Below are 19,135 nucleotides of genomic sequence, written 5' to 3' on the forward strand. Positions count from 1 at the left end.
CATGCCAGCGCGGCAGCAACAGCGAGGGGGGAAACGGCAAGGCCCGGAACCAGGCGACGCAAGACCAAGGACACGGCGACAACTCCTCTGGTGGCAAACCACGGGCGCAAGCGCGCAGGCAACGCCGCTTGCGGTTGAAGAAAACGTGGCTTGGGAGGAGCCGGCACCCGAAAGACTGCGGGGCGCCGATGGCCGGCCCTGGCTGGGGCGGCGATCTTACATCAGTTGAGAATGATTCGCGTTTGTATCCGCTCTCTTCTGCGGCTCAGTCCTGCGCCTTGACCATCGCATTGATCCGGGCGGCGGCGGCCAGCAGCTTGGGCAGGAAGACTTCGAGCATGTGGGCCGGCGGCGTGCGGTGCTGCTGGCCGCTGATGTTGACCGCCGCCACCACCCGGCCCGCGCGGTTGACGATGGGCGCCGCCATCGACACCAGCCCCTCTTCCAGCTCCTCGGCCACCAGCGCGAACCCCTGCAGCCGCACCTGCTGCAGCACCTCGAGCAGGCGCTCGGGGTCGGTCACCGTCTTGGCGGTGCGCCGTTCCAGCGTCATGGCGGCCAGGCGGGCCTTGAGCTGATCGTCGGGCAGCCCGGCCAGCAGCACCCGGCCCATCGACGTGCAGTAGGCCGGCAGCCGGCTGCCGATGCCGAGGTTGATCGACATGATCTTGCTGGCCGGGATGCGCAGCACATAGACGATCTCATCGCCGTCGAGCACCGAGGCCGAGCACGACTCCTTCAGCGTGGCGGTGAGCTCTTCCATCACCGGCTGGGCCAGCTGCCACACCGGCTGCGAGGACAGGTAGGCAAAGCCCAGCTCCAGCACCTTGGGCGAGAGCCGGAAAAGCCGGCCCTCACTTTCAACGTAACCCAGGTGCTGCAAGGTCAGCAGGATGCGGCGGGCGCCGGCACGGGTGAGGCCGGTGCGCTCGGCCGCTTCCGACAGGGTCTGCGCGGGGGCGTCGGCACCGAAGCTGCGCAGCACCTCGAGGCCGCGGGCGAAGGACTGCACATAGCTGTCGCCAGGGCGAGGCGCGTCGGCGCGCAAAGCGTCCGGGGATGTGGGCAAAGAGGGTTCGTTCATGCGCGGTGCAATGAGAAAGCGGCGATGCATCGAACTGGTGAATTGACAGCCCCGGAGGCACCACCTATGCTAGTTTCGTTCGATTAAAGAATCTAGGTTCTGTATAAGAACTTTTATCTCTTTTCCATCATTGTCGTTCTAATTGCGAACATGATCAACAAAATTTCACCCAGTGTCGAAGCGGCGCTGGCCGACGTGCCGGATGGCGCGACGGTCATGATCGGCGGTTTCGGCACCGCCGGGCAGCCGGCCGAGCTGATCGATGCGCTGATCGCCCAGGGCGCCAAGGATCTGGTGATCGTCAACAACAACGCCGGCAACGGCGACACCGGCCTGGCCGCGCTGCTGGCCGCCCGCCGGGTGCGCAAGATCATCTGCAGCTTCCCGCGCCAAGCGGATTCGCACCATTTCGACGGCCTCTACCGCAGTGGGCAGATCGAGCTGGAACTGGTGCCGCAGGGCAACCTGGCCGAGCGCATCCGCGCCGCCGGTGCCGGCGTGGGCGCCTTCTTCACCCCCACCGGCTACGGCACCGAGCTGGCCAAGGGCAAGGAAACCCGCGAGATCAACGGCACCCACTACGTGCTCGAGTACCCGATCCATGCCGACTACGCGCTCATCAAGGCCGAGCGCGGCGACCGCTGGGGCAACCTGACCTACCGCATGACCGCGCGCAACTTCGGGCCGATCATGGCCACGGCCGCCAAGGTCACCGTGGCCACGGTGCACGAGGTCGTCGGCCTGGGCGAGATCGACCCCGAGACGGTGGTGACGCCCGGCATCTACGTGAAGCGCGTGGTGAAGATCTCGCGCACCGCCACCACGGCCGGTGGGTTCAAGCAAGCAGCGTGAGCGAAGCCATGAAGAAGTGGACCCGTGACGAAATGGCGCAGCGCGTGGCGGCCAACATCGAGGAAGGCATGTTCGTGAACCTCGGCATCGGCCTGCCCACGCTGGTGGCCAACCACCTGCCGGCGGACCGCGAGGTGATCCTGCACAGCGAGAACGGTGTGCTGGGCATGGGCCCGGCGCCGGCCAAGGGCGCCGAGGACTACGACCTCATCAACGCCGGCAAGCAGCCGGTCACGCTGCTGCACGGCGGCTCGTTCTTCCACCATGCCGACAGCTTCGGCATGATGCGCGGCGGCCATCTCGACCTGTGCGTGCTGGGCGCCTTCCAGGTGGCCGGCAACGGCGACCTCGCCAACTGGCACACCGGCGCGCCCGATGCCATTCCGGCGGTGGGCGGCGCGATGGACCTCGCCATCGGCGCGAAGAACACCTGGGTCATGATGGAACACCAGACCAAGGCCGGCGAGAGCAAGCTGGTGGAGCGCTGCAGCTACCCCATCACCGGGCTTGCCTGCGTGAGCCGCGTGATCACCGACCTCGCGGTCATCGACCTCACGTCGCAAGGGGCGCGGGTCACCGACATCGTCGAAGGGCTGGGCTTCGCCGAGCTGCAGCAGCTCACCGCGATCGAACTCATCGACGCCCGCTGAAACCGACCTCGAGACCACCGCACCATGACCCACGCCTTCATCGTCGACGCGCAACGCACGCCCTTCGGCCGCTACGGCGGCGCTCTTTCGTCGGTGCGCACCGACGACCTTGGCGCCATTCCCATCAAGGCGCTGATGGCCCGCCATCCGAAGCTCGACTGGGCCGCGATCACCGACGTGATCTACGGCTGCGCCAACCAGGCCGGCGAAGACAACCGCAACGTCGCGCGCATGAGCGCGCTGCTGGCCGGCCTGCCGCTCGAAGTGCCCGGCAGCACGGTGAACCGCCTGTGCGGCTCGGGGCTCGACGCGCTGGGCACCGCGGCGCGCGCCATCAAGTGCGGCGAGGCCGAACTCATGATTGCTGGCGGCGTGGAAAGCATGAGCCGCGCGCCCTTCGTGATGCCCAAGGCAGAAGGCGCCTTCTCGCGCACCAATGCCGTGTACGACACCACCATCGGCTGGCGCTTCGTCAACAAGCTGATGAAGGAACAGTACGGCGTGGACTCGATGCCCGAGACGGCCGAAAACGTGGCGGTGGACTACAAGATCGAGCGCGAGGCCCAGGACCGCATGGCGCTGGCTTCGCAGCTGAAGGCGGTGGCCGCGCAGCAGAGCGGCTTCTTCGATGCCGAGATCACGCCGGTGACCATCGCGCAGAAGAAGGGCGACCCCATCGTCGTGAACAAGGACGAGCACCCCCGTGAGACCTCGCTGGAGGCGCTGGCGAAGTTGAAGGGCGTGGTGCGCCCGGACGGCTCGGTCACGGCCGGCAATGCAAGCGGCGTGAACGACGGTGCGGCCGCGTTGCTCCTGGCCGGCGAAGCGGCATTGAGCCGCCATGGCCTCACCCCGCGGGCCCGGGTGGTGGGCATGGCCACCGCCGGCGTGGCGCCGCGCGTCATGGGCATCGGCCCGGCGCCGGCCACGCAGAAGGTGCTGGCTCTGACCGGCCTCACGCTCGACCAGATCGACGTGATCGAGCTCAACGAAGCCTTCGCCGCGCAGGGCCTCGCGGTGCTGCGGCAACTGGGACTGAAGGACGACGACGCGCGGGTCAACCCGAACGGCGGTGCCATCGCGCTGGGGCACCCCCTCGGCGCCTCGGGGGCGCGGCTTGCCACCACCGCGGTGAACCAGCTGCACCGCATCAAGGGCCGCTACGCGCTGTGCACCATGTGCATCGGCGTGGGCCAGGGCATTGCAGTGGTCCTCGAGCGGGTCTGACCGCACGGCATCAGCGCCGCACCCACACGAAAAAAAGGGCGCCCCGAGGGGCGCCCTTGTGCTCGTCTCCCCAGAGCAAACCTACCAACCAAGTCCCAGCGTATAGGTGCCGGTGCTGCCGGTGCGGCCGCTGTAGTAGCGCACCCGCACGTACAGCGTGATGCTCGACGCACCGCCGTTCGAGTAGTTGATCTTGTCCACCGCACCGGTACCCAGGATGCTGCGAGCGACCTGCGTGCCGTTCGCGTTGTACAGGTACAGGTCGTAATCGCTCGCGCTGTTGGGCGTGAGCGTGGCAGCCAGCGTGCGGCCGGCCGGCAGCGTGACGCGGAAGTAGTCCGTGTCGCTGCTGGAGCCGATCGTGCCGTTGACCGTGGTGTTGGCATTGGCAATGGCCTGTGCAGTGGACAGCGTGTTGTTCGACTCCACCTCGGCCACCGTGCCGCCACCCGGATTGCCGCCGCCGCCACCGGCCGCGTCCACCGCCGCCGAGGCATCGACGATGCCGCTGCCGCACTGGCTGCAGGTGGCCGGGAAGGCACGCGAGCTCTGCTGCAGCCGCGTCAGCACCTGGTCGGGCGTGAGCGCCGAGTTCTTCGAGAGCATCAGCGCCACCACGCCGGCCACGTGCGGCGTGGCCATCGAGGTGCCCTGGTACCAGGCGTAGTTGTCACCGGCCGGTGCGGTCTGGCCCGCGTTGAGCGTGGACAGGATGCCGCCCGAAGCACCGGAGCGCACGTCGCCGCCGGGGGCCGCCACCTCCACCACGCTGCCGTAGTTGGAGTAGTAGGCGCGCCCGCCGCTGCGGTTGGTGGCCGCCACGGTGATGACGCCCGAGCAGGAGGCCGGCGAGTAGTTGGCCGCGTTGGCGTTGCTGTTGCCGGCGGCCACCACCACCACGGTGTTGCGCGACCGTGCCGAGTTGATGGCGTTCTGCGTGGTCGAGTCGCAGGCCCCGCCGCCGCCGAGCGACAGGTTGATCACCCGTGCCGGCGTGGCGTTGGCCGGCACGCCTGAGACGCTGCCGCCCGAGGCCCAGATGATGGCGTCGGCGATGTCGGAGGTGTAGCCGCCGCACTTGCCCAGCACGCGCAGCGGCTGCACCTTGGCGCCGAAGGCCACGCCGGCCACGCCGGTGCCGTTGTTGGTGACGGCGGCGATGGTGCCGGCCACATGGGTGCCGTGCCAGCTGCTCGATTCGTCCTGCGTCGGTTCGCCGTTGCCGCACTCGCCGGCCTGCACCGCGTCGCCGGGGTCGCTCGGGTCGCTGTCACGGCCGTTGCCGTCGTTGCCGACGAAGCTGTCGTTGATGAAGTCGTAGCCGGCCACGATGTTGGCGGCCAAGTCGGCGTGGGGGCGGTAGCCGGTGTCGAGCACCGCCACCACGACACCGCTGCCGGTGGACTTGTCCCAGGCCGCCGGCAGGTTGAGGCCGCCGGTGGCTTCGAAGTAGTGCCACTGCTGCGAATACTGCGTGTCGTTGGGCACCAGCATCGGCTTCAGGATGCGATCGGGCTCTGCGTACTCCACCGACGGGTCGGCTGCCGCGATCTCGCGGGCGAGCGCGGCCACTTCGCTCTCGGCCATGCGACGGTCGAGCTTCAACACCTCGGCGTTCTGCGCGGTGCTGCGCACGCGCGTCAGCCGGGCGTTGAAGCGCTGCCCGGCGGTTTCCAGCGAACGCAGGCGCTGCTGCTGGGCCATGCCCGCGCCGCTGGCGCCACCTTGAGTGGTCACCAGCGCGGAGCCGTCGCGGTACTTCACGATGAGTCGGTCCGTCAGGGCCTCCCTCGACGCACCCGCTGCAGCGGCGGCTGCAAAACCCGGCACCTGTTGCTGTTGCAACGCGCGCTCGGCCGACGTTCCGGCCATCGCAGCGCCCGCAAGAAAGCCGCCCAGCAGGGCGGCGCCCACCACCTGATTGACCCGGGGTCGGGCCACGATCTTCAGCGTCATGTGTCCTCCGCTTGTGAAGATGAAATCGGCCCGCGGGGTTTGCGGGCCGGCGCGCACCATGCCCGAAGCGACCCCTCTTCACAATCAAGGACAACGCTGTCGCATACCGACTTGGTAACCAAACGCGAACGGCTTTGGCGGCGGCACCGGGCTTGCTTACGCGCGCGCGTTGTTGAGCGCTGCGGACCGTGGCTGCCGCATCGTTGAGCAACCGCCGATCGCCGCGCGAGACCTGGGGATATCTCCCTAGTCCGGGAACTTCCGGGGCAGAGTTCACAGGCACGTCTATTGCCTGCGCACCAGCAACCCGACACCATCAACGACTTCACGGGAGGCTTCCATGTTCTTCAATCGCGCGCTCCGCAGGGCGCTTCTCGGCATGGCCTGCGCACTGCTGTGGCTCGCCGCCGGGCCGGCCGCCGCCCAGCCGCAGCGCTGCCTGACCGACTGCTCGCTGCGCATCGGCATCGTCTCGGCCTTCGGCGCCGAGGCCGACATCCTCATCGCCCAGACCACCGGCAAACGCGTCCACACGGTCAATGGCAACCGCTTCACCACCGGCATGCTGCGCGGCAACCGGGTGGTGATCGTGCTGTCGGGCGTGAGCATGATCAACGCGACGATGGTCACCCAGCTCATGCTCGACCACTTCAGGGTCGAGCGGCTGGTGATGAGCGGCATCGCCGGCGGCGTGAACCCCGCGCACCACGTGGGCGACGTGCTGGTGCCGGCCAGCTGGGCCATGCCGATGGAGGTGTACTGGCATGCCGACGGCAGCGTGCCCGCGCCCTGCGGGGCGGCCACCGACGTGGGCTGCCTGGGCCTGAAGCTCGCGCTCGACGCCAGCGGCAAGCCGCTGCCCGACTACCGCATCGACACGCCCTCGGGGCCCGTGTCCACAGGCCTCTTCATGCGCGAGAACTTCGTCATGCACGAGGGCAATGCGCCGCAGGGCGAATTCCGCTTCGACTACCAGGCCGACCCGCAGATGCTGGCGGTGGCGCGCTCGCTGGCGCCCACACTGCAGCGCTGCGGCCCCAGGAACCCGAGCCTGTGCGTGAGCACCACGCCGCAGCTGGTGGTGGGCGGCCGCGGCATCTCGGGCACCGCCTTCCTGGCCAATCCGCAGTACCGCCGCTACGTGTTCGACACGCTGCGGGCCGAGGCGGTGGACATGGAAACCGCCGCCCTGGGCCATGTGGCCTATGCGAACCGGGTGCCCTACATCGGCTTTCGCAGCCTGTCCGACCTCGCCGGCGGCGATCACACTCAGGACGTGGGTGCCTTCTTCGGCAGCGGCCTGGCCGAGGCCAATGCATCAGCGGTGACGCTGGCCTTCCTGGAGGCCTGGAAGAGACAACCGCACAAAAAGCCGTAAACGAGCCGCACAACGACCCAACGGAACAACAGCCATGAAGCCCGCACACCGCATCGCCACCCTCGCCTTCTGCCTGGCCTCGCTGGTCGCCGGCAGCGCCACTGCACAGACCACCGCCGACAAGCCCAAGCCGCCGCCGCGCGCGCTCAAGGTGCTCATCGTCACCATGTTCGGCCCCGAGGCCGCGCCATGGATCGAGCCGTTCTCGCTGACGCAGGAGATCCCGGTGCCCGGGCTGAGCGAGGACTACCCGGCCCTCAAGTGCAACACCGACGACGTTTGCCTGCTCACCACCGGCATGGGCCACACGAATGCCGCCGCCTCCACGCTCGCGGTGGCGCTCGACAACCGCTTCGACCTGCGCAAGACCTACGTGCTGGTGAGCGGCATCGCCGGCATCGACCCGGCGCACGGCACCCTCGGCACGGCCGCATGGGCCCGCTGGCTCATCGACTTCGGCATCGCGCACGAGCTCGACGCGCGCGAGATGCCGGCAGGCTGGAAGACGGGCTACTTCGGCATCATGACCAAGGGGCCCGGCGAGAAGCCCAAGTTCGACTACCGGACCGAGGCCTTCAGGCTCGACGAGGCCCTGCTGCAGCAGGCACTGCAGCAAAGCCGCAACGTCAAGCTCGAGGACAGCCAGGAGGCGCGGGCCTATCGCCAGCACTACCGGCACGCGCCGGCCAACGAGCCGCCGCGGGTGACCCAGTGCGACACCATGGCCGGCGACACCTGGTTCCACGGCCACAAGCTCGGCCAGCACGCGAGCGAGTGGGCGAAGCTGCTGAGCGATGGCCAGGCCACCTACTGCACGACGCAACAGGAAGACAACGCCACCTACAACGCGCTCGCCCGCGCCACGGCCGCGGGCCGCGCCGACGTGAAGCGCCTCGCCGTGCTGCGCACCGCATCGAACTTCGACCGCCCCTATCCGGGGCAGACGGCGTACGCGTCGCTCATGGCATCGACCAGCGGCACGACCGGAGGCTTCGTGCCGGCCACGAAGAACCTCGTGATCGCGGGCGGCCCGCTGGTGCGCGACATCGTGGCGCGCTGGGACCTGTGGAAGGACGGCGTTCCACGCTGAGCGAGTGAACACGGGCCGTGGCATGGGCATTGCAGAAGGGCCCTCCATTCCAACTGGAGGAGCCCCATGCCCCATCGATCACCGGCCCGGCGCCCGCTGGCAGCCGCCATCCTGCTTGCTTGCGCCCAAGGAAGCTACGCGCAATCGACTGCCCCTGAACCGGCCGCGGCGCCGAAGCTCGACACCGTGACGGTGACCGCCGAGCGGCGCGCCGAGAACATCAAGGACGTGCCGGTGTCGGTGAGCACCTTGAGCGGCGAGAAGCTCGACGTGCTCAATTCCGGCGGCGACGACGTGCGCTTCCTGTCCGGACGCGTGCCCAGCCTCAACATCGAGTCGTCGTTCGGCCGCGCCTTCCCGCGCTTCTACATCCGCGGCTACGGCAACACCGACTTCCGGCTCAACGCGTCGCAGCCGGTCTCGCTCGTGTACGACGACGTGGTGCAGGAGAACCCCATCCTCAAGGGCTTCCCGGTGTTCGACCTCGCGCAGGTGGAAGTGCTGCGCGGCCCGCAAGGCACGCTGTTCGGCCGCAACACGCCCGGCGGCGTGGTGAAGTTCGACTCGGCCAGGCCGCGGCTGAACAAGGTCGAAGGCTACGGCAGCCTCTCGTACGGCAGCTTCGGCACCACCAACTTCGAAGGCGCGGTGAATGCACCGATGGCCGAAGACTGGGCGCTGCGCGTGTCCACGCTGGTGCAGCGGCGCGACGACTGGGTCGAGAACACCAACGATGCCGGCCCCACGCAGGACCTCGAGGGCTACCGCGATGCGGCGGTGCGCGCCCAGGTGCTGTTCCAGCCGCACAAGGACTTCAGCGCGCTGTTCAACGTGCATGCGCGCGACTTCGACGGCTCAGCCCGGCTGTTCCGCGCCAACATCATCCAGCCCGGCACCAACGACCTGGTCGCCGGATTCGACGAGCGCAAGATCTCCATCGACGGCAGGAATGAATCCCGGCTCACCAGCAAGGGCGCCAATGCGCGGCTGCGCTGGGGGCTGGGCGACATGTCGCTCTCTTCCATCACCGCATGGGAGACGGTGGACGCCTTCAGCCGCGGCGACATCGACGGCGGCACGCCCGCCGGCCCCGGCCCCATCCCGTTCCAGGTGGAAACGGCCGACGGCATCCCGAAGCACTACCAGTTCACCCAGGAGCTGCGCCTGGAATCGAACACCGGCGGGCCGCTGGGCTGGCAGGCCGGCCTGTACTACTTCAATGAAGACTTCAGGATGGAGAGCTTCGGCTACGACTCCACCAGCGGCGGCGTGCAGAACGCCTACGAGCGTTCGCGGCAGAAGAACACCGCCGCCGCCGCGTTCGGCGCACTCACCTATGCCGTCACCCCGGCGCTCAAGGTGCGCGGCGGCCTGCGCTACACGCACGACAAGAAGGACTTCGCCGTCGAGGACTACTTCAGCCCGGGCTTCGGTGCGCCGGCCACGTTTGCAGAGCTGCAGGCAGCCGGCCCCACGAGCGCGAGCCTCTCGAAGAGCAAGGCCAGCTGGGACCTGAGCGGCACCTACACGGTGAGCCCCGACCTCAACCTGTACGCCCGCGTGGCCAACGGCTTCCGCGCGGCCAGCGTGCAGGGTGCGGCCCAGTTCAACGGCCAGTCCATCGCCGAGCCGGAGACCAACACCTCCATCGAGGCGGGCATCAAGGCCGACCTGTTCGACAGCCGCGCCCGCGTGGCCTTCGGCGTCTTCCACTACACGGTGAAGGACCAGCAACTCACCGCCGTGGGCGGCGCCAACAACGCCAACATCCTGCTCAATGCGGACAAGACCGTCGGACAGGGCTTCGAGCTCGACCTGCAGGGCTACCTGACCGACAGCCTGCTTGCCACGCTGGGCGTGAGCTACAACGACACGAAGATCAAGGACCCGACGCTGGCGGTGGCCACCTGTGCCACATGCACCGTGACCGATCCGCGCAACGGCAGCGGCCAGGCCCTGATCGACGGCAACCCCCTGCCGCAGGCGCCGAAGTGGACCACCAGCTTCACGCTGCGCTACGGCATGCCGCTGGGCAACGGCGAAGCCTTCGTCTACACCGACTGGGCTTACCGCAGCAAGGTCAACTTCGCGCTCTACGAGTCGGTCGAGTTCACCGGCAAGTCGCTGCTCACCGGTGGATTGCGCCTGGGCTACCTGTGGGGCGACGGCAAGTACGAAGCCGCGCTGTTCGGCCGCAACATCACGAACCAGATCCGGGTGACGGGCGGCATCGACTTCAACAACCTCACCGGCTTCGTCAACGAGCCGCGCACCTGGGGCGTGCAGTTCAAGGCGAGTTTCTGAGCCGCCTGCCGGCAGGGCCCCTCAACCCTTGAACGGGTTGGTGGTGGCGAACCACAGGCCGACGCCGGTGGCGATGATGAAGGCGCCGTCGGTGATGCCGGCCAGCAGGAACACCTTGCCTTGCAGCGGCTCCATCAGCTCCGGCTGGCGGGCGGAAGCTTCGATGAAGCGCCCGCCCAGCGTGCCGATGCCGATGCACGAGCCGATGGCGGCCAGTCCGATGAGGTGGCCCACGGCGAGGGGAAGGAGATCGATGCCGTTCATGAGGACTCCGTTCTGGGTTGGCGTGGAGCTCGTGACCCCACGGCGCCATGCTCGGGCCTTCAGTGCGCGGCGTCCATGACCTCCCAGGTCATGCGCCGGCGAACTTGTCGTCGCGCCGGGCGGGCGCACGGGTGAGCAGGCGCTTGCCCAATGCGATGCCCGGCAGCTCCACCCAGCGGTACATCGCCCAGGAGACCGCCGCCACCAGCGCCAGCAGGGCCACCGAAGCCACCACCCACGCCGGCGTGGAGCCGTTGGTGTGGCGGGCCACCACCGCGAACACCGGCAGCATGAACAGCAGGTGCACGATGTAGACCGAGTACGACAGGTCGGCCAGCAGGCTGGACGAGCGGTGCGCGAACAGCCGCGCCAGCACCGCCTTCAGAAAGACGGCGTGCCGCGCCGGGCTGCACAGGAACCACAGACTGAACAGCAGCACCGCCGGCATCACCAGCGACCGCTCGCCGATGCCCAGGAAGGCCAGGGTGAGCACGACGACCGGCGCGGCGTCGCGCCACGACGCGCGGGTGGTGAACAGGTGCGCCACCACCATGCCGGCGGCGAAGTTGTGGAACTTCAGCGCCAGCAGCGACGGCATGGGGTACTCGATACCGGCGAGCTTGAGCCCCACGCGCGCCAGCAGAAAGACGCCCAGCAGGCACAGCATGCCGCCCAGGAAGCGACCGCGCAGCAGCGCATGGAACAGCGGGAACAGCAGGTAGAACTGCATCTCGAGCCCGAGGCTCCAGTCGGGCAGCGGCGTGCTGTAGGCGTATTGCGGAAGCAGGCCGAATGCGAAGCTCAGGTGCATGGCCGCATTGCCCAGGTAGTCTCCGATGAAGTAGCGCTCCATGCTCGTGCGGCTGGCCGGCACCACCTCGCCGATGGCCATGCGCGCCTCCCCCAGCCAGTGCGACAGCAGCAGCGCCGCTGCCAGCGTCACGTAGTAGGCCGGCGCGATGCGGAAGAAGCGGCGCAGGTAGAAGTTGCGAATGCCCCAGCGGCTGCGCAGCCCGTCATAGGCGCTGCTGGTGACGCATTGGTAGTGGATAAGGAAGCCCGAGGCGAACATGAAGGCGTTGACCGCCTCGGCACCGACGCGATCGCCGGTGAGCCAGGCCGGACCGCCGCCCAGGATGGCCGCATGGTGGAAGAACACCAGCACCGCCGCCCAGCCCCGCACGAAGTCGAAGTAGTGCAGGTCGTGCTTGATCGTGCTCGTGGTTGCGGTTGTGGTGGCAGGCGCTTCTTGCATCGCCGCACCCTACCGCGCTGCGCCCGCTGTGGCATGGCTGCGCGATTGAAACGCCGGTAAGCGTCTGTCTACACGGCTCAGCGGCGCCGCTGCGGATCGCCTTCTTCGTCGCCACCGGACGGCGGCGTCAGCGCCACGTTGATGACACCGGTGTCGCTCTTGCCGCGCTGCATGCGGTGGCGGGCAGCGGTGGCCAGTCGTTCATAGATGTTGCGGATGCGTTCGAGCTCTTCGTCGTCGAGCTCCTCCAGGCTCAGCAGCGCGTTGTGCGCGCCCTGCTGCGCACGAATGAGCTCATCGAGCTTGAGCTGCACCGCCTCGGCATCGCGGTTCTGCGTGTTCTGGATCAGGAACACCATCAGGAAGGTGATGATGGTGGTGCCGGTGTTGATGACCAGCTGCCAGGTGTCGGAGAAACCGAACATCGGCCCCGAGACCAGCCAGACCACCACCAGCAGCAAGGCGAGCATGAAGCTGACCGGCCGCCCGGAAAGGCGCGAGGTCTGCTTGGCGAAGAGCGCGAAACGGGAAGTCTTGTCCAAAGGCAGGGTCTGGCAAACGCGTCTTCAGCCTCCGGCAAATGCGGTGCCCGCGCCGGCGAGGCGTCAGTCGGCCCGCAACACCACCTTGCCTGGCTTGCCCGGCTGTTCGCTCGCCGCGGCGGCCTGGGCAGCCTGGCTCAGCTCGTAGCTGCCCGCCACAGGCAGCCGCAGTGCCCCGGCGGCCGCCAGCTGCACCAGCTCGCCGATCAGCCGCTGCTTGTCGGCGCCGCTGGTGCCTTCGCTTCGCTTGCTGCCCCAGAAGCCGCGGATGGTGGTCTGCTTGAAGATCACCTGGCCCACGTCGATGGAAAGCGGCTCGCCCGACATCGCGCCGAACACCATGAGCAGGCCGCCCGGCGCCATCACGTTCATCAGGTCGTTGGCGGCGCGGCCGCCGATGGAGTCGACCGCCCGCAGCAGCGGGGCGCCACCGGTGATGCGCGCCACGCGCGCGGCCCAGTCGGCCTCTTCGGTGGCGACCACATGCTCGGCACCGGCGGCCAGCAGCTCGTCGACGCCGGCACGCCGGCGCACGAGGTTCACCACGTGCAGGCCGCGCTGGCGGGCCAGCACGTTGACCACCTTGCCCACCGCGCCGTTGGCCGCGTTCTGGATCAGCCAGTCGCCCGGCTTCATCTGCAGGTCTTCGAGCAGCATGCTGGCCGACAGCGGCATGGCCAGCAGCTGGCAGGCGGTTTCGTCGGGCACCGCCTCGGGCAGCGGCACGACCGCCGCCGCCTTGGCGATGAAGTACTCGGCCCAGGTCGCGCTGGCACCTGCGACGCAGACGCGCTGGCCGAGCGCTAGGTGAGACACGCCCGGCCCGAGTGCTGCCACGTCGGCCACCGCTTCGGTGCCCGGGATGGCCGGCAGCGGCGGCCGATATCCGTAGACGCCCCGCACGATGGCCAGGTCGTGGTTGTGGATGGGCGAGAGGATGAGCTGCAGCCTCACCTCGCCCGGTCCGGGTTCGGGCAGCGGTTGTTCGCCGAGCTGGAGCACTTCCGAGGGCTGGCCGAAGCTGTGGATCAGAACACAACGCATGAAGCGCCTCCGTGCGGTGGTGTGGGGTGATGCGGTGGAACGTGCAGGTGACTGTATGCCGGCCGCGCACGACGGGAAGCATGTGTTCCCGATTGCGCAACGGCTGCAGTTGAGGCACAACCGCGTTCTTCACACAACCAGCATGAGGGAGAGAACATGCCATCGTCACCCACCTTGAACCGGCGTCGCCTGCTGGCCGGCAGTGCCGGCGCACTGACCGCCGCGGGCCTCACGCCGCTGGCAGGCAAGGCGGCGGCACAGCAGCCGGCCGCCGCACCCAAACCGCTGCCACCCTATGCCGCCTGGAAGGACGCCAACAGCCTGATCGTGCACACGTCCAGCACGATCGAGACCCGGCGCAGCGCCTTCGGCACCAGCGTCATCACGCCGGGCGAGCAGCTGTACGTCCGCAACAACCTGCCCGCGCCGGACGCCGCCATCGTGGCCGACCGCGATGCATGGGAGGTGCGCATCGAAGGCGTGAAGCAGCCGCGCAGCCTCAGCGTGCGCGAGCTCAAGGCGCTGGGCGTGGAAACGGTGGCGGCGGTGCTGCAGTGTTCGGGCAACGGCCGCGGCTTCTTCCCGAGCAAGCCCAGCGGTACGCCCTGGACGGTGGGTGCCGCCGGCTGCGTGCTGTGGAGCGGCGTGCCGCTCAGGGCCGTGGCGCAGGCGCTCGGCGGCGTGGCCGACGGCATGCTGTTCATCACCGGCACCGGCGGCGAGAAGCTGCCCGAGGGCATCGACCCGAAGACCATCGTGGTCGAGCGCTCGGTGCCCATCAAGGCGCTCGACGACGCGCTGCTCGTGTGGGAGATGAACGGTGCGCCGCTGTCACTCGCCCATGGCGGGCCGCTGCGCCTCGTGGTGCCCGGCTACAGCGGCATCAACAACATCAAGTACGTGAAGCGGCTCGCGTTCACCGCCACCGAGACCGACGCGAAGATCATGTCGCACGGCTACCGCGTCACGCCGCCGGGCGGCAAGGCCGAGCCGTCGCAACCCTCCGTGCTGGAGATGGGCGTCAAGTCGTGGATCAACTCGCCGCATCCCGACAGCGGCAGCCTCCCCGCGGGCACGGTGCTGATCCATGGCGTGGCCTTCGGCGGCGCACAGGCGCTTCGGCGCGTCGAGGTGTCCACCGACGGTGGCAAGAGCTGGAGCGAGGCACGGTTCGTGGGCCCCGACCTCGGCCGCTTCGCCTGGCGGCAGTTCGTGCTGCAGGCGCGCCTGGCGCCCGGCAGCCATGTGCTGGCCAGCCGCGCGACCGACACCGCCGGCAACGTGCAGCCCGAGCAGCGGCTCGAGAACGTGGCCGGCTACAACAACAACAGCTGGGCCGATCACGCGGTGAGGGTCTCGGTCGGATGACTCGGCGTCACGGGTTTGCATTCGCGACGGCGCTGGCGCTCGCCGCGGCACCGGCCGCACGGGCCGGGCCGGCCGAGCAGTTCGAGCTCGGCCGCAGGCTGTTCCTCACCGGTGCGATGCCGGCGTGTTCGCTGTGCCACACGCTCAAGGATGCTGGCAGCGAGGGCAGCGTGGGCCCGGTGCTCGATGAGCTGAAGCCCGATGCCGCGCGGGTGGCCAACGCGCTGCGCAACGGCCTTGGCAACATGCCTTCGTACCGTGCCACGCTGTCTTCCGAGCAGATCGATGCGCTGGCGCACTACGTGTCGCGCGCGAGCGGGGCGCAGCCCTAGGCGGCTTCGAGCGTCGCCTTGGCCGGAAAGCTCATCACCCAGGCGAGCCAGCGCCACACGTGCGGGCTGCGCTTCATGATGCCGAGCCAGCCTTTGAGTTGCGCGCGCCTGAAGTTGCGATGCAGGTCCCGCTTCTTCAGGTCGTAGGTGTGGTGCACGGCATGCGTGAGTTCGTGCAGCGCCACCACGGCGAGATTGGAGCCGGTGAGGCCGTCGTACAGCTGCGCCTCGCGTCGCGAGAAGTGGTACCAGCCGAACGCGCCGGCGCACTGCGCCTTCGGGATGCTGCGCAGGGTGACCGGGTGGCCGCCGATGAACACCTGCGTGGGCATGGCGGGAGGCTGGTCGACGAAGCCGTGCACAACGCGGTCGTATTGCGCCTCCTTTGACGACAGGTGCTGCGCGAGCAGCAGGTTGAACCACTGCCAGGCCTGCGGGTTGCGCTGCGCGAACTCCACCATGCCGGTCGCGAAGCTGTGGGTGTAGGCCTCCTCGATGCAACCTTGCTGGCAGCCCTTGCTGAAGTGGCTGAGGCGGATGATGCATTCGAAGAAGGCTTCGGCGAGCTGGAGCCCGGCGAGGTCCTCGCGCAGTTCGATGCGGCCGTCCTCGATGTTCACGCAGGCGCGCTTGCGCCGGTCGTACATGCGTGAGCGCTCACGGAATTCGACCTTCAGGTGGTAGGGCCCGAGTGCGATCTGCGACGGCGCCCGCGAAGGCCACCGTGTGCGGTAGGAAACGACGCTGGAGTACGGCGTGGACATGAATGACGGCTCGACCATGGAAGCGACAAACCATGCTGCAGCGCAGCAACCCACAACGGGCGTTTGGTATAGCACGCCGCCATGACCCGTCTCAAACACACACGCGCCGCTGGGGAATTTGAGTTTTGCGGCGGAACGGGCGCAAACTTTCGCGCATGCTGCGTTGCACAAAATCCGGTTGAAATGATCCAGCTGATCGATGTGATCGACTGCGATGCGCTGCACCGGTCGATCGTCAAGCCCGAGGCACTGCGCCGCGCCGTGCTGGTGCAGGACGCAGCGGCCCGAGACGACCTCTTTGCCCTGCTGATGGTCGACGACCGCAGGGCCGTGCTCGTGAACCAAGGCAGCATGAGCCTCAACGCGCGGGCCGGCGGCGGCATGCTCAAGCTGCAGGCGTTTCGCAACCAGCTCGACAAGTTCGCCGACGTGCGCTCGAAGGAGCTGAAGTTCTGCGAGCCGGGCACCTACAAGGCCCGTGTGGCCGGCAGCGACAGCTTCGATCCGCATTGGTTCGTGCCGGCGACCTTCACCGACCTCGTCGAGCGTTTTGCCGGCTGGCGCGCCGGTCGCGCGACCTGGTGACCTGGGTCACGGCAGGTAGCTTGTTACGCCGGCCCAGGCCGGTGCCCATCGAAAAATTCAATGCGCCGCCAGGGGTGCAACAGCTGAAACGACTCGCGCTGAAAGCACCCGCGGCCGCCACTGGCGGCCGCTGCCCCCTCGGGCAGGGTCAGGTGAGCGCGGGCTTGGCCGGCTGCAGCGCGTCGATGGCCTCGGCCACCATGAGCGTCACCAGCGAAGGCACCACGCTTCGGGTCTGGCCGCGGCTCAGGCGGATGGAGCCGCAGATGCGGGCCAGCACGCCGGCTTCGGCCTGCACGTCGGCGCTCCAGTCGACCATCGGCCCGAGCACCAGGTAACGGCCTCGGTAGCTGAACAGCTGGCCGGTGGCGGCATGGGCATGGTGACCGTCAACTCGTTGGTCCATGTTGGCTTTCATGTAGGGGTCAGGGCGCCGGCAAATGGCCGCGGCCGGCCTCTTGGAGGCGCCAGACACTAACACGCCATCCTTGCGTACCTGTGTCGAAGAGAGGGGAACGCAACGGATGCTGGCGTGAGCGCTGCGTATCATCCCGCCCGTAGCGATGCGCAAGACCTAGTTCCTCGAGGTCTCTCTCCCCCGCCCCCACACCGGGCGGGCGTTGCCAGGATCCCCAGCCAACTTCCTTGAGTGTTTCTGCAGCTGCGGCAGCAGGAGTGCTGCTGCATTCCACAACGCCAACCGAGGAACACTCATGGCAAAGCAGACCGGGATCGTCAAGTGGTTCAACAGCGACAAGGGCTACGGCTTCATCGCGCAGGACAACGGCGGCAAGGACCTGTTCGCGCACGCGAACGACATCGCCGGCAGCGGCCAGAAGATGCTCTCCGAGAACCAGCGCGTCGAGTTCGACGTGCAGCAAGGACCGAAGGGACCTCAGGCCACCAACATCGAGCCTCGCTGATCGGCGAAGACAGGGGCGTCCTGTGGACAAGCAACGCCTCGACCCGGAGGCGCTGATGGCCCTGGTGCACGACCGCCTGCTGGCGCTGCCGATGTTCCAGTCCGCGATGCAGGCGGACCCTTCGTTTGTGATCCGCATCGGAGTGCCGCGCCCTCATCAGCGCGACAGCTGCGGGCGCAACTGGAACATCGAGGTGTTCGAGACAGGCTTCGCGCACTGGCCGCAATGCCACGCCGAATTCCGCTACATCGTCGACCGCCTGCGCAACGAGTACGACCTGCCGGGCTGAAGCAGCACCGGGCCAGTAGCATCACGCCCATCTCACTGCCTGATGGAGTCGACGATGCAGAACACTTCTTTTCGTTCCTTCGCCGAACGTGCCGGCCGCTGGTCTCTTTCGGTGCTCGTGGTGCTGGGCGTGTTGTGGGCCTGCCAGGTTCAAAGCAGCACCGAGGCCGCGCCGCGCACGCCGGCCGCCCGCGGACCGCTCGATGCCGAGGAAAGCAACAACGTCTCGGTGTTCAGGAAGGCCTCGCCTTCGGTGGTGAACATCACCACGCTGGCGGTGCAGCGCGACTTCTTTTCCATGAACGTGCAGCAGGTGCCGCGCGGCACCGGCACCGGTTTCGTGTGGGACGAGCGCGGCTACATCGTCACCAACTTCCACGTGGTTCAGGAAGCCAACGCGGCCCGCGTGACGCTGGCGGACCAGACCACCCACCGCGCGCAGCTTGTGGGCGTGTTCCCCGACCGCGACATCGCGGTGCTGAAGATCGACGCGCCCAAGGGGAAGCTCCCGCCGCTCGCGCTGGGCACCAGCCGCGACCTGGTGGTGGGCCAGAAGGTCTACGCCATCGGCAACCCGTTCGGCCTCGACCAGACGCTCACCACCGGCATCGTGAGTGCGCTCAACCGCGAGATCGACTCGGTGAACCAGCGCACCATCCGCGGCGTGATCCAGACCGATGCGGCCATCAACCCGGGCAACTCCGGCGGGCCGCTGCTCGACTCCGCCGGCCGCGTGATCGGCGTCAACACCGCGATCTACAGCCCGTCCGGCGGCAGCGCCGGCATCGGCTTCGCCATCCCCATCGACGAGGTGAACCGCATCGTGCCTCGGCTCATCCGCGACGGTCGCATGGTGCGCCCCGCCCTGGGCGTGGCCGTGGGCCCCGAAGGCATGACCCGAGCGCTCGGCCTGCCCGAGGGCGTGCCGCTGGTGCAGGTGCAGCGCGGCGGTGCCGCGGCTGCAGCGGGACTCAAGCCCTTCACACGCGGCGACGGCGGCGGCATCGTGGCCGGCGACGTGATCACCGCGGTGAACGACGAGCCGGTGAAGGACTTCGACGGCCTGCTGACCGCGCTGGAGCGCTTCCAGCCCGGCGACAAGGTCTCGCTGTCGGTGTGGCGTGAAGGCAGGACGCGCAAGCAGCAGGTCACGCTCGGCGCTTCCGACGAGTAGCGAGGCAGCGAGGCGGCCGCAGCGCAAAGCCCCTGACACTGCAGGTTCACGGGGC

20 protein-coding genes are annotated in these 19,135 nt (G+C 68.3%); 12 read left to right on the forward strand and 8 right to left on the reverse strand.

The window, feature by feature from the left end; all coding sequences use genetic code 11:
* Nucleotides 1–265: 265 nt before the first annotated feature.
* Nucleotides 266–1,084: an IclR family transcriptional regulator gene (locus tag E8D38_RS14920; RefSeq protein WP_140632163.1), complete on the reverse strand. Its 819-nt coding sequence runs from the start codon at nucleotides 1,082–1,084 to the stop codon at nucleotides 266–268.
* Between the two features lie 150 nt (nucleotides 1,085–1,234).
* Between E8D38_RS14920 and E8D38_RS14925 the strand changes: the two genes are divergently transcribed.
* Genes E8D38_RS14925 through pcaF form a run of 3 tightly spaced genes read left to right on the forward strand, consistent with a single transcriptional unit; the run spans nucleotide 1,235 to nucleotide 3,813 of the window.
* Nucleotides 1,235–1,936: a 3-oxoacid CoA-transferase subunit A gene (locus E8D38_RS14925; RefSeq protein WP_140632168.1), complete on the forward strand. Its 702-nt coding sequence runs from the start codon at nucleotides 1,235–1,237 to the stop codon at nucleotides 1,934–1,936.
* An 8-nt stretch (nucleotides 1,937–1,944) separates the two neighbouring features.
* Nucleotides 1,945–2,586, forward strand: a complete 642-nt coding sequence (locus E8D38_RS14930) for a 3-oxoacid CoA-transferase subunit B (RefSeq protein ID WP_140632175.1) — start codon at nucleotides 1,945–1,947, stop codon at nucleotides 2,584–2,586.
* 24 nt (nucleotides 2,587–2,610) lie between these two features.
* The gene (gene pcaF, locus E8D38_RS14935; RefSeq protein ID WP_140632178.1) at nucleotides 2,611–3,813 is read left to right on the forward strand and encodes a 3-oxoadipyl-CoA thiolase; all 1,203 of its coding nucleotides are present in this window, start codon (nucleotides 2,611–2,613) and stop codon (nucleotides 3,811–3,813) included.
* A gap of 81 nt (nucleotides 3,814–3,894) precedes the next feature.
* Here the strand turns inward: pcaF and E8D38_RS14940 are convergent, their stop codons facing one another.
* A complete protein-coding gene (locus E8D38_RS14940) occupies nucleotides 3,895–5,769 on the reverse strand; it encodes a S8 family peptidase (protein WP_246099506.1) in 1,875 nt (624 codons plus the stop codon).
* A 340-nt stretch (nucleotides 5,770–6,109) separates the two neighbouring features.
* Here E8D38_RS14940 and E8D38_RS14945 point away from each other — a divergent pair, with 340 nt between their 5' ends.
* The 3 genes from E8D38_RS14945 (at nucleotide 6,110) to E8D38_RS14955 (ending at nucleotide 10,541) form a co-directional block, all read left to right on the forward strand.
* The gene (locus E8D38_RS14945) at nucleotides 6,110–7,147 is read left to right on the forward strand and encodes a 5'-methylthioadenosine/S-adenosylhomocysteine nucleosidase family protein (RefSeq protein ID WP_140632182.1); all 1,038 of its coding nucleotides are present in this window, start codon (nucleotides 6,110–6,112) and stop codon (nucleotides 7,145–7,147) included.
* Between the two features lie 34 nt (nucleotides 7,148–7,181).
* Nucleotides 7,182–8,237, forward strand: a complete 1,056-nt coding sequence (locus E8D38_RS14950; protein ID WP_140632187.1) for a purine-nucleoside phosphorylase — start codon at nucleotides 7,182–7,184, stop codon at nucleotides 8,235–8,237.
* A gap of 66 nt (nucleotides 8,238–8,303) precedes the next feature.
* A complete protein-coding gene (locus E8D38_RS14955) occupies nucleotides 8,304–10,541 on the forward strand; it encodes a TonB-dependent receptor (RefSeq protein ID WP_140632192.1) in 2,238 nt (745 codons plus the stop codon).
* A gap of 21 nt (nucleotides 10,542–10,562) precedes the next feature.
* Here the strand turns inward: E8D38_RS14955 and atpE are convergent, their stop codons facing one another.
* The 4 genes from atpE to E8D38_RS14975 all read right to left on the reverse strand — a co-directional run bounded on the left by atpE (nucleotide 10,563) and on the right by E8D38_RS14975 (nucleotide 13,646).
* Complete coding sequence (gene atpE / locus E8D38_RS14960) at nucleotides 10,563–10,805, reverse strand: F0F1 ATP synthase subunit C (RefSeq protein WP_140632200.1); 243 nt, start codon at nucleotides 10,803–10,805, stop codon at nucleotides 10,563–10,565.
* Nucleotides 10,806–10,893: 88 nt separating this feature from the next.
* Nucleotides 10,894–12,060, reverse strand: a complete 1,167-nt coding sequence (locus tag E8D38_RS14965) for an acyltransferase family protein (RefSeq protein ID WP_140632205.1) — start codon at nucleotides 12,058–12,060, stop codon at nucleotides 10,894–10,896.
* Between the two features lie 77 nt (nucleotides 12,061–12,137).
* Nucleotides 12,138–12,602, reverse strand: coding sequence for a low affinity iron permease family protein (locus E8D38_RS14970; RefSeq protein WP_140632208.1), 465 nt, complete (start codon nucleotides 12,600–12,602; stop codon nucleotides 12,138–12,140).
* A gap of 63 nt (nucleotides 12,603–12,665) precedes the next feature.
* On the reverse strand, nucleotides 12,666–13,646 hold the full coding sequence (locus E8D38_RS14975; RefSeq protein WP_140632211.1) for a zinc-binding dehydrogenase: 981 nt from the start codon (nucleotides 13,644–13,646) through the stop codon (nucleotides 12,666–12,668).
* A gap of 156 nt (nucleotides 13,647–13,802) precedes the next feature.
* Between E8D38_RS14975 and sorT the strand changes: the two genes are divergently transcribed.
* Entirely contained in the window at nucleotides 13,803–15,014 is a 1,212-nt protein-coding gene (sorT, locus tag E8D38_RS14980; RefSeq protein WP_140632214.1) for a SorT family sulfite dehydrogenase catalytic subunit, read from the forward strand.
* Nucleotides 15,011–15,346: a SorU family sulfite dehydrogenase c-type cytochrome subunit gene (gene sorU, locus E8D38_RS14985; RefSeq protein WP_140632221.1), complete on the forward strand. Its 336-nt coding sequence runs from the start codon at nucleotides 15,011–15,013 to the stop codon at nucleotides 15,344–15,346. The genes sorT and sorU overlap by 4 nt, the downstream gene beginning before the upstream one ends.
* Here the strand turns inward: sorU and E8D38_RS14990 are convergent.
* Nucleotides 15,343–16,110, reverse strand: coding sequence for a hypothetical protein (locus E8D38_RS14990; protein WP_140632224.1), 768 nt, complete (start codon nucleotides 16,108–16,110; stop codon nucleotides 15,343–15,345). The two genes, sorU and E8D38_RS14990, sit on opposite strands and share 4 nt — an antisense overlap.
* Before the next feature lie 183 nt (nucleotides 16,111–16,293).
* On the opposite strand from E8D38_RS14990, the gene E8D38_RS14995 reads away from it, so the two are divergent.
* The gene (locus E8D38_RS14995) at nucleotides 16,294–16,695 is read left to right on the forward strand and encodes a hypothetical protein (protein ID WP_140632230.1); all 402 of its coding nucleotides are present in this window, start codon (nucleotides 16,294–16,296) and stop codon (nucleotides 16,693–16,695) included.
* Nucleotides 16,696–16,843: 148 nt separating this feature from the next.
* Here the strand turns inward: E8D38_RS14995 and E8D38_RS15000 are convergent, their stop codons facing one another.
* Complete coding sequence (locus E8D38_RS15000; protein ID WP_140632233.1) at nucleotides 16,844–17,101, reverse strand: hypothetical protein; 258 nt, start codon at nucleotides 17,099–17,101, stop codon at nucleotides 16,844–16,846.
* Nucleotides 17,102–17,408: 307 nt separating this feature from the next.
* Between E8D38_RS15000 and E8D38_RS15005 the strand changes: the two genes are divergently transcribed.
* Genes E8D38_RS15005 through E8D38_RS15015 form a run of 3 tightly spaced genes read left to right on the forward strand, consistent with a single transcriptional unit; the run spans nucleotide 17,409 to nucleotide 19,080 of the window.
* On the forward strand, nucleotides 17,409–17,618 hold the full coding sequence (locus tag E8D38_RS15005) for a cold-shock protein (RefSeq protein WP_140632237.1): 210 nt from the start codon (nucleotides 17,409–17,411) through the stop codon (nucleotides 17,616–17,618).
* Between the two features lie 22 nt (nucleotides 17,619–17,640).
* Nucleotides 17,641–17,907: a hypothetical protein gene (locus E8D38_RS15010; protein WP_140632240.1), complete on the forward strand. Its 267-nt coding sequence runs from the start codon at nucleotides 17,641–17,643 to the stop codon at nucleotides 17,905–17,907.
* A 54-nt stretch (nucleotides 17,908–17,961) separates the two neighbouring features.
* Nucleotides 17,962–19,080: a S1C family serine protease gene (locus E8D38_RS15015; protein WP_140632244.1), complete on the forward strand. Its 1,119-nt coding sequence runs from the start codon at nucleotides 17,962–17,964 to the stop codon at nucleotides 19,078–19,080.
* Nucleotides 19,081–19,135: the final 55 nt, after the last annotated feature.

The organism is Methylibium rhizosphaerae (assembly GCF_006386545.1).
In the GTDB taxonomy this organism is placed as follows: domain Bacteria; phylum Pseudomonadota; class Gammaproteobacteria; order Burkholderiales; family Burkholderiaceae_C; genus Pseudorivibacter; species Pseudorivibacter rhizosphaerae.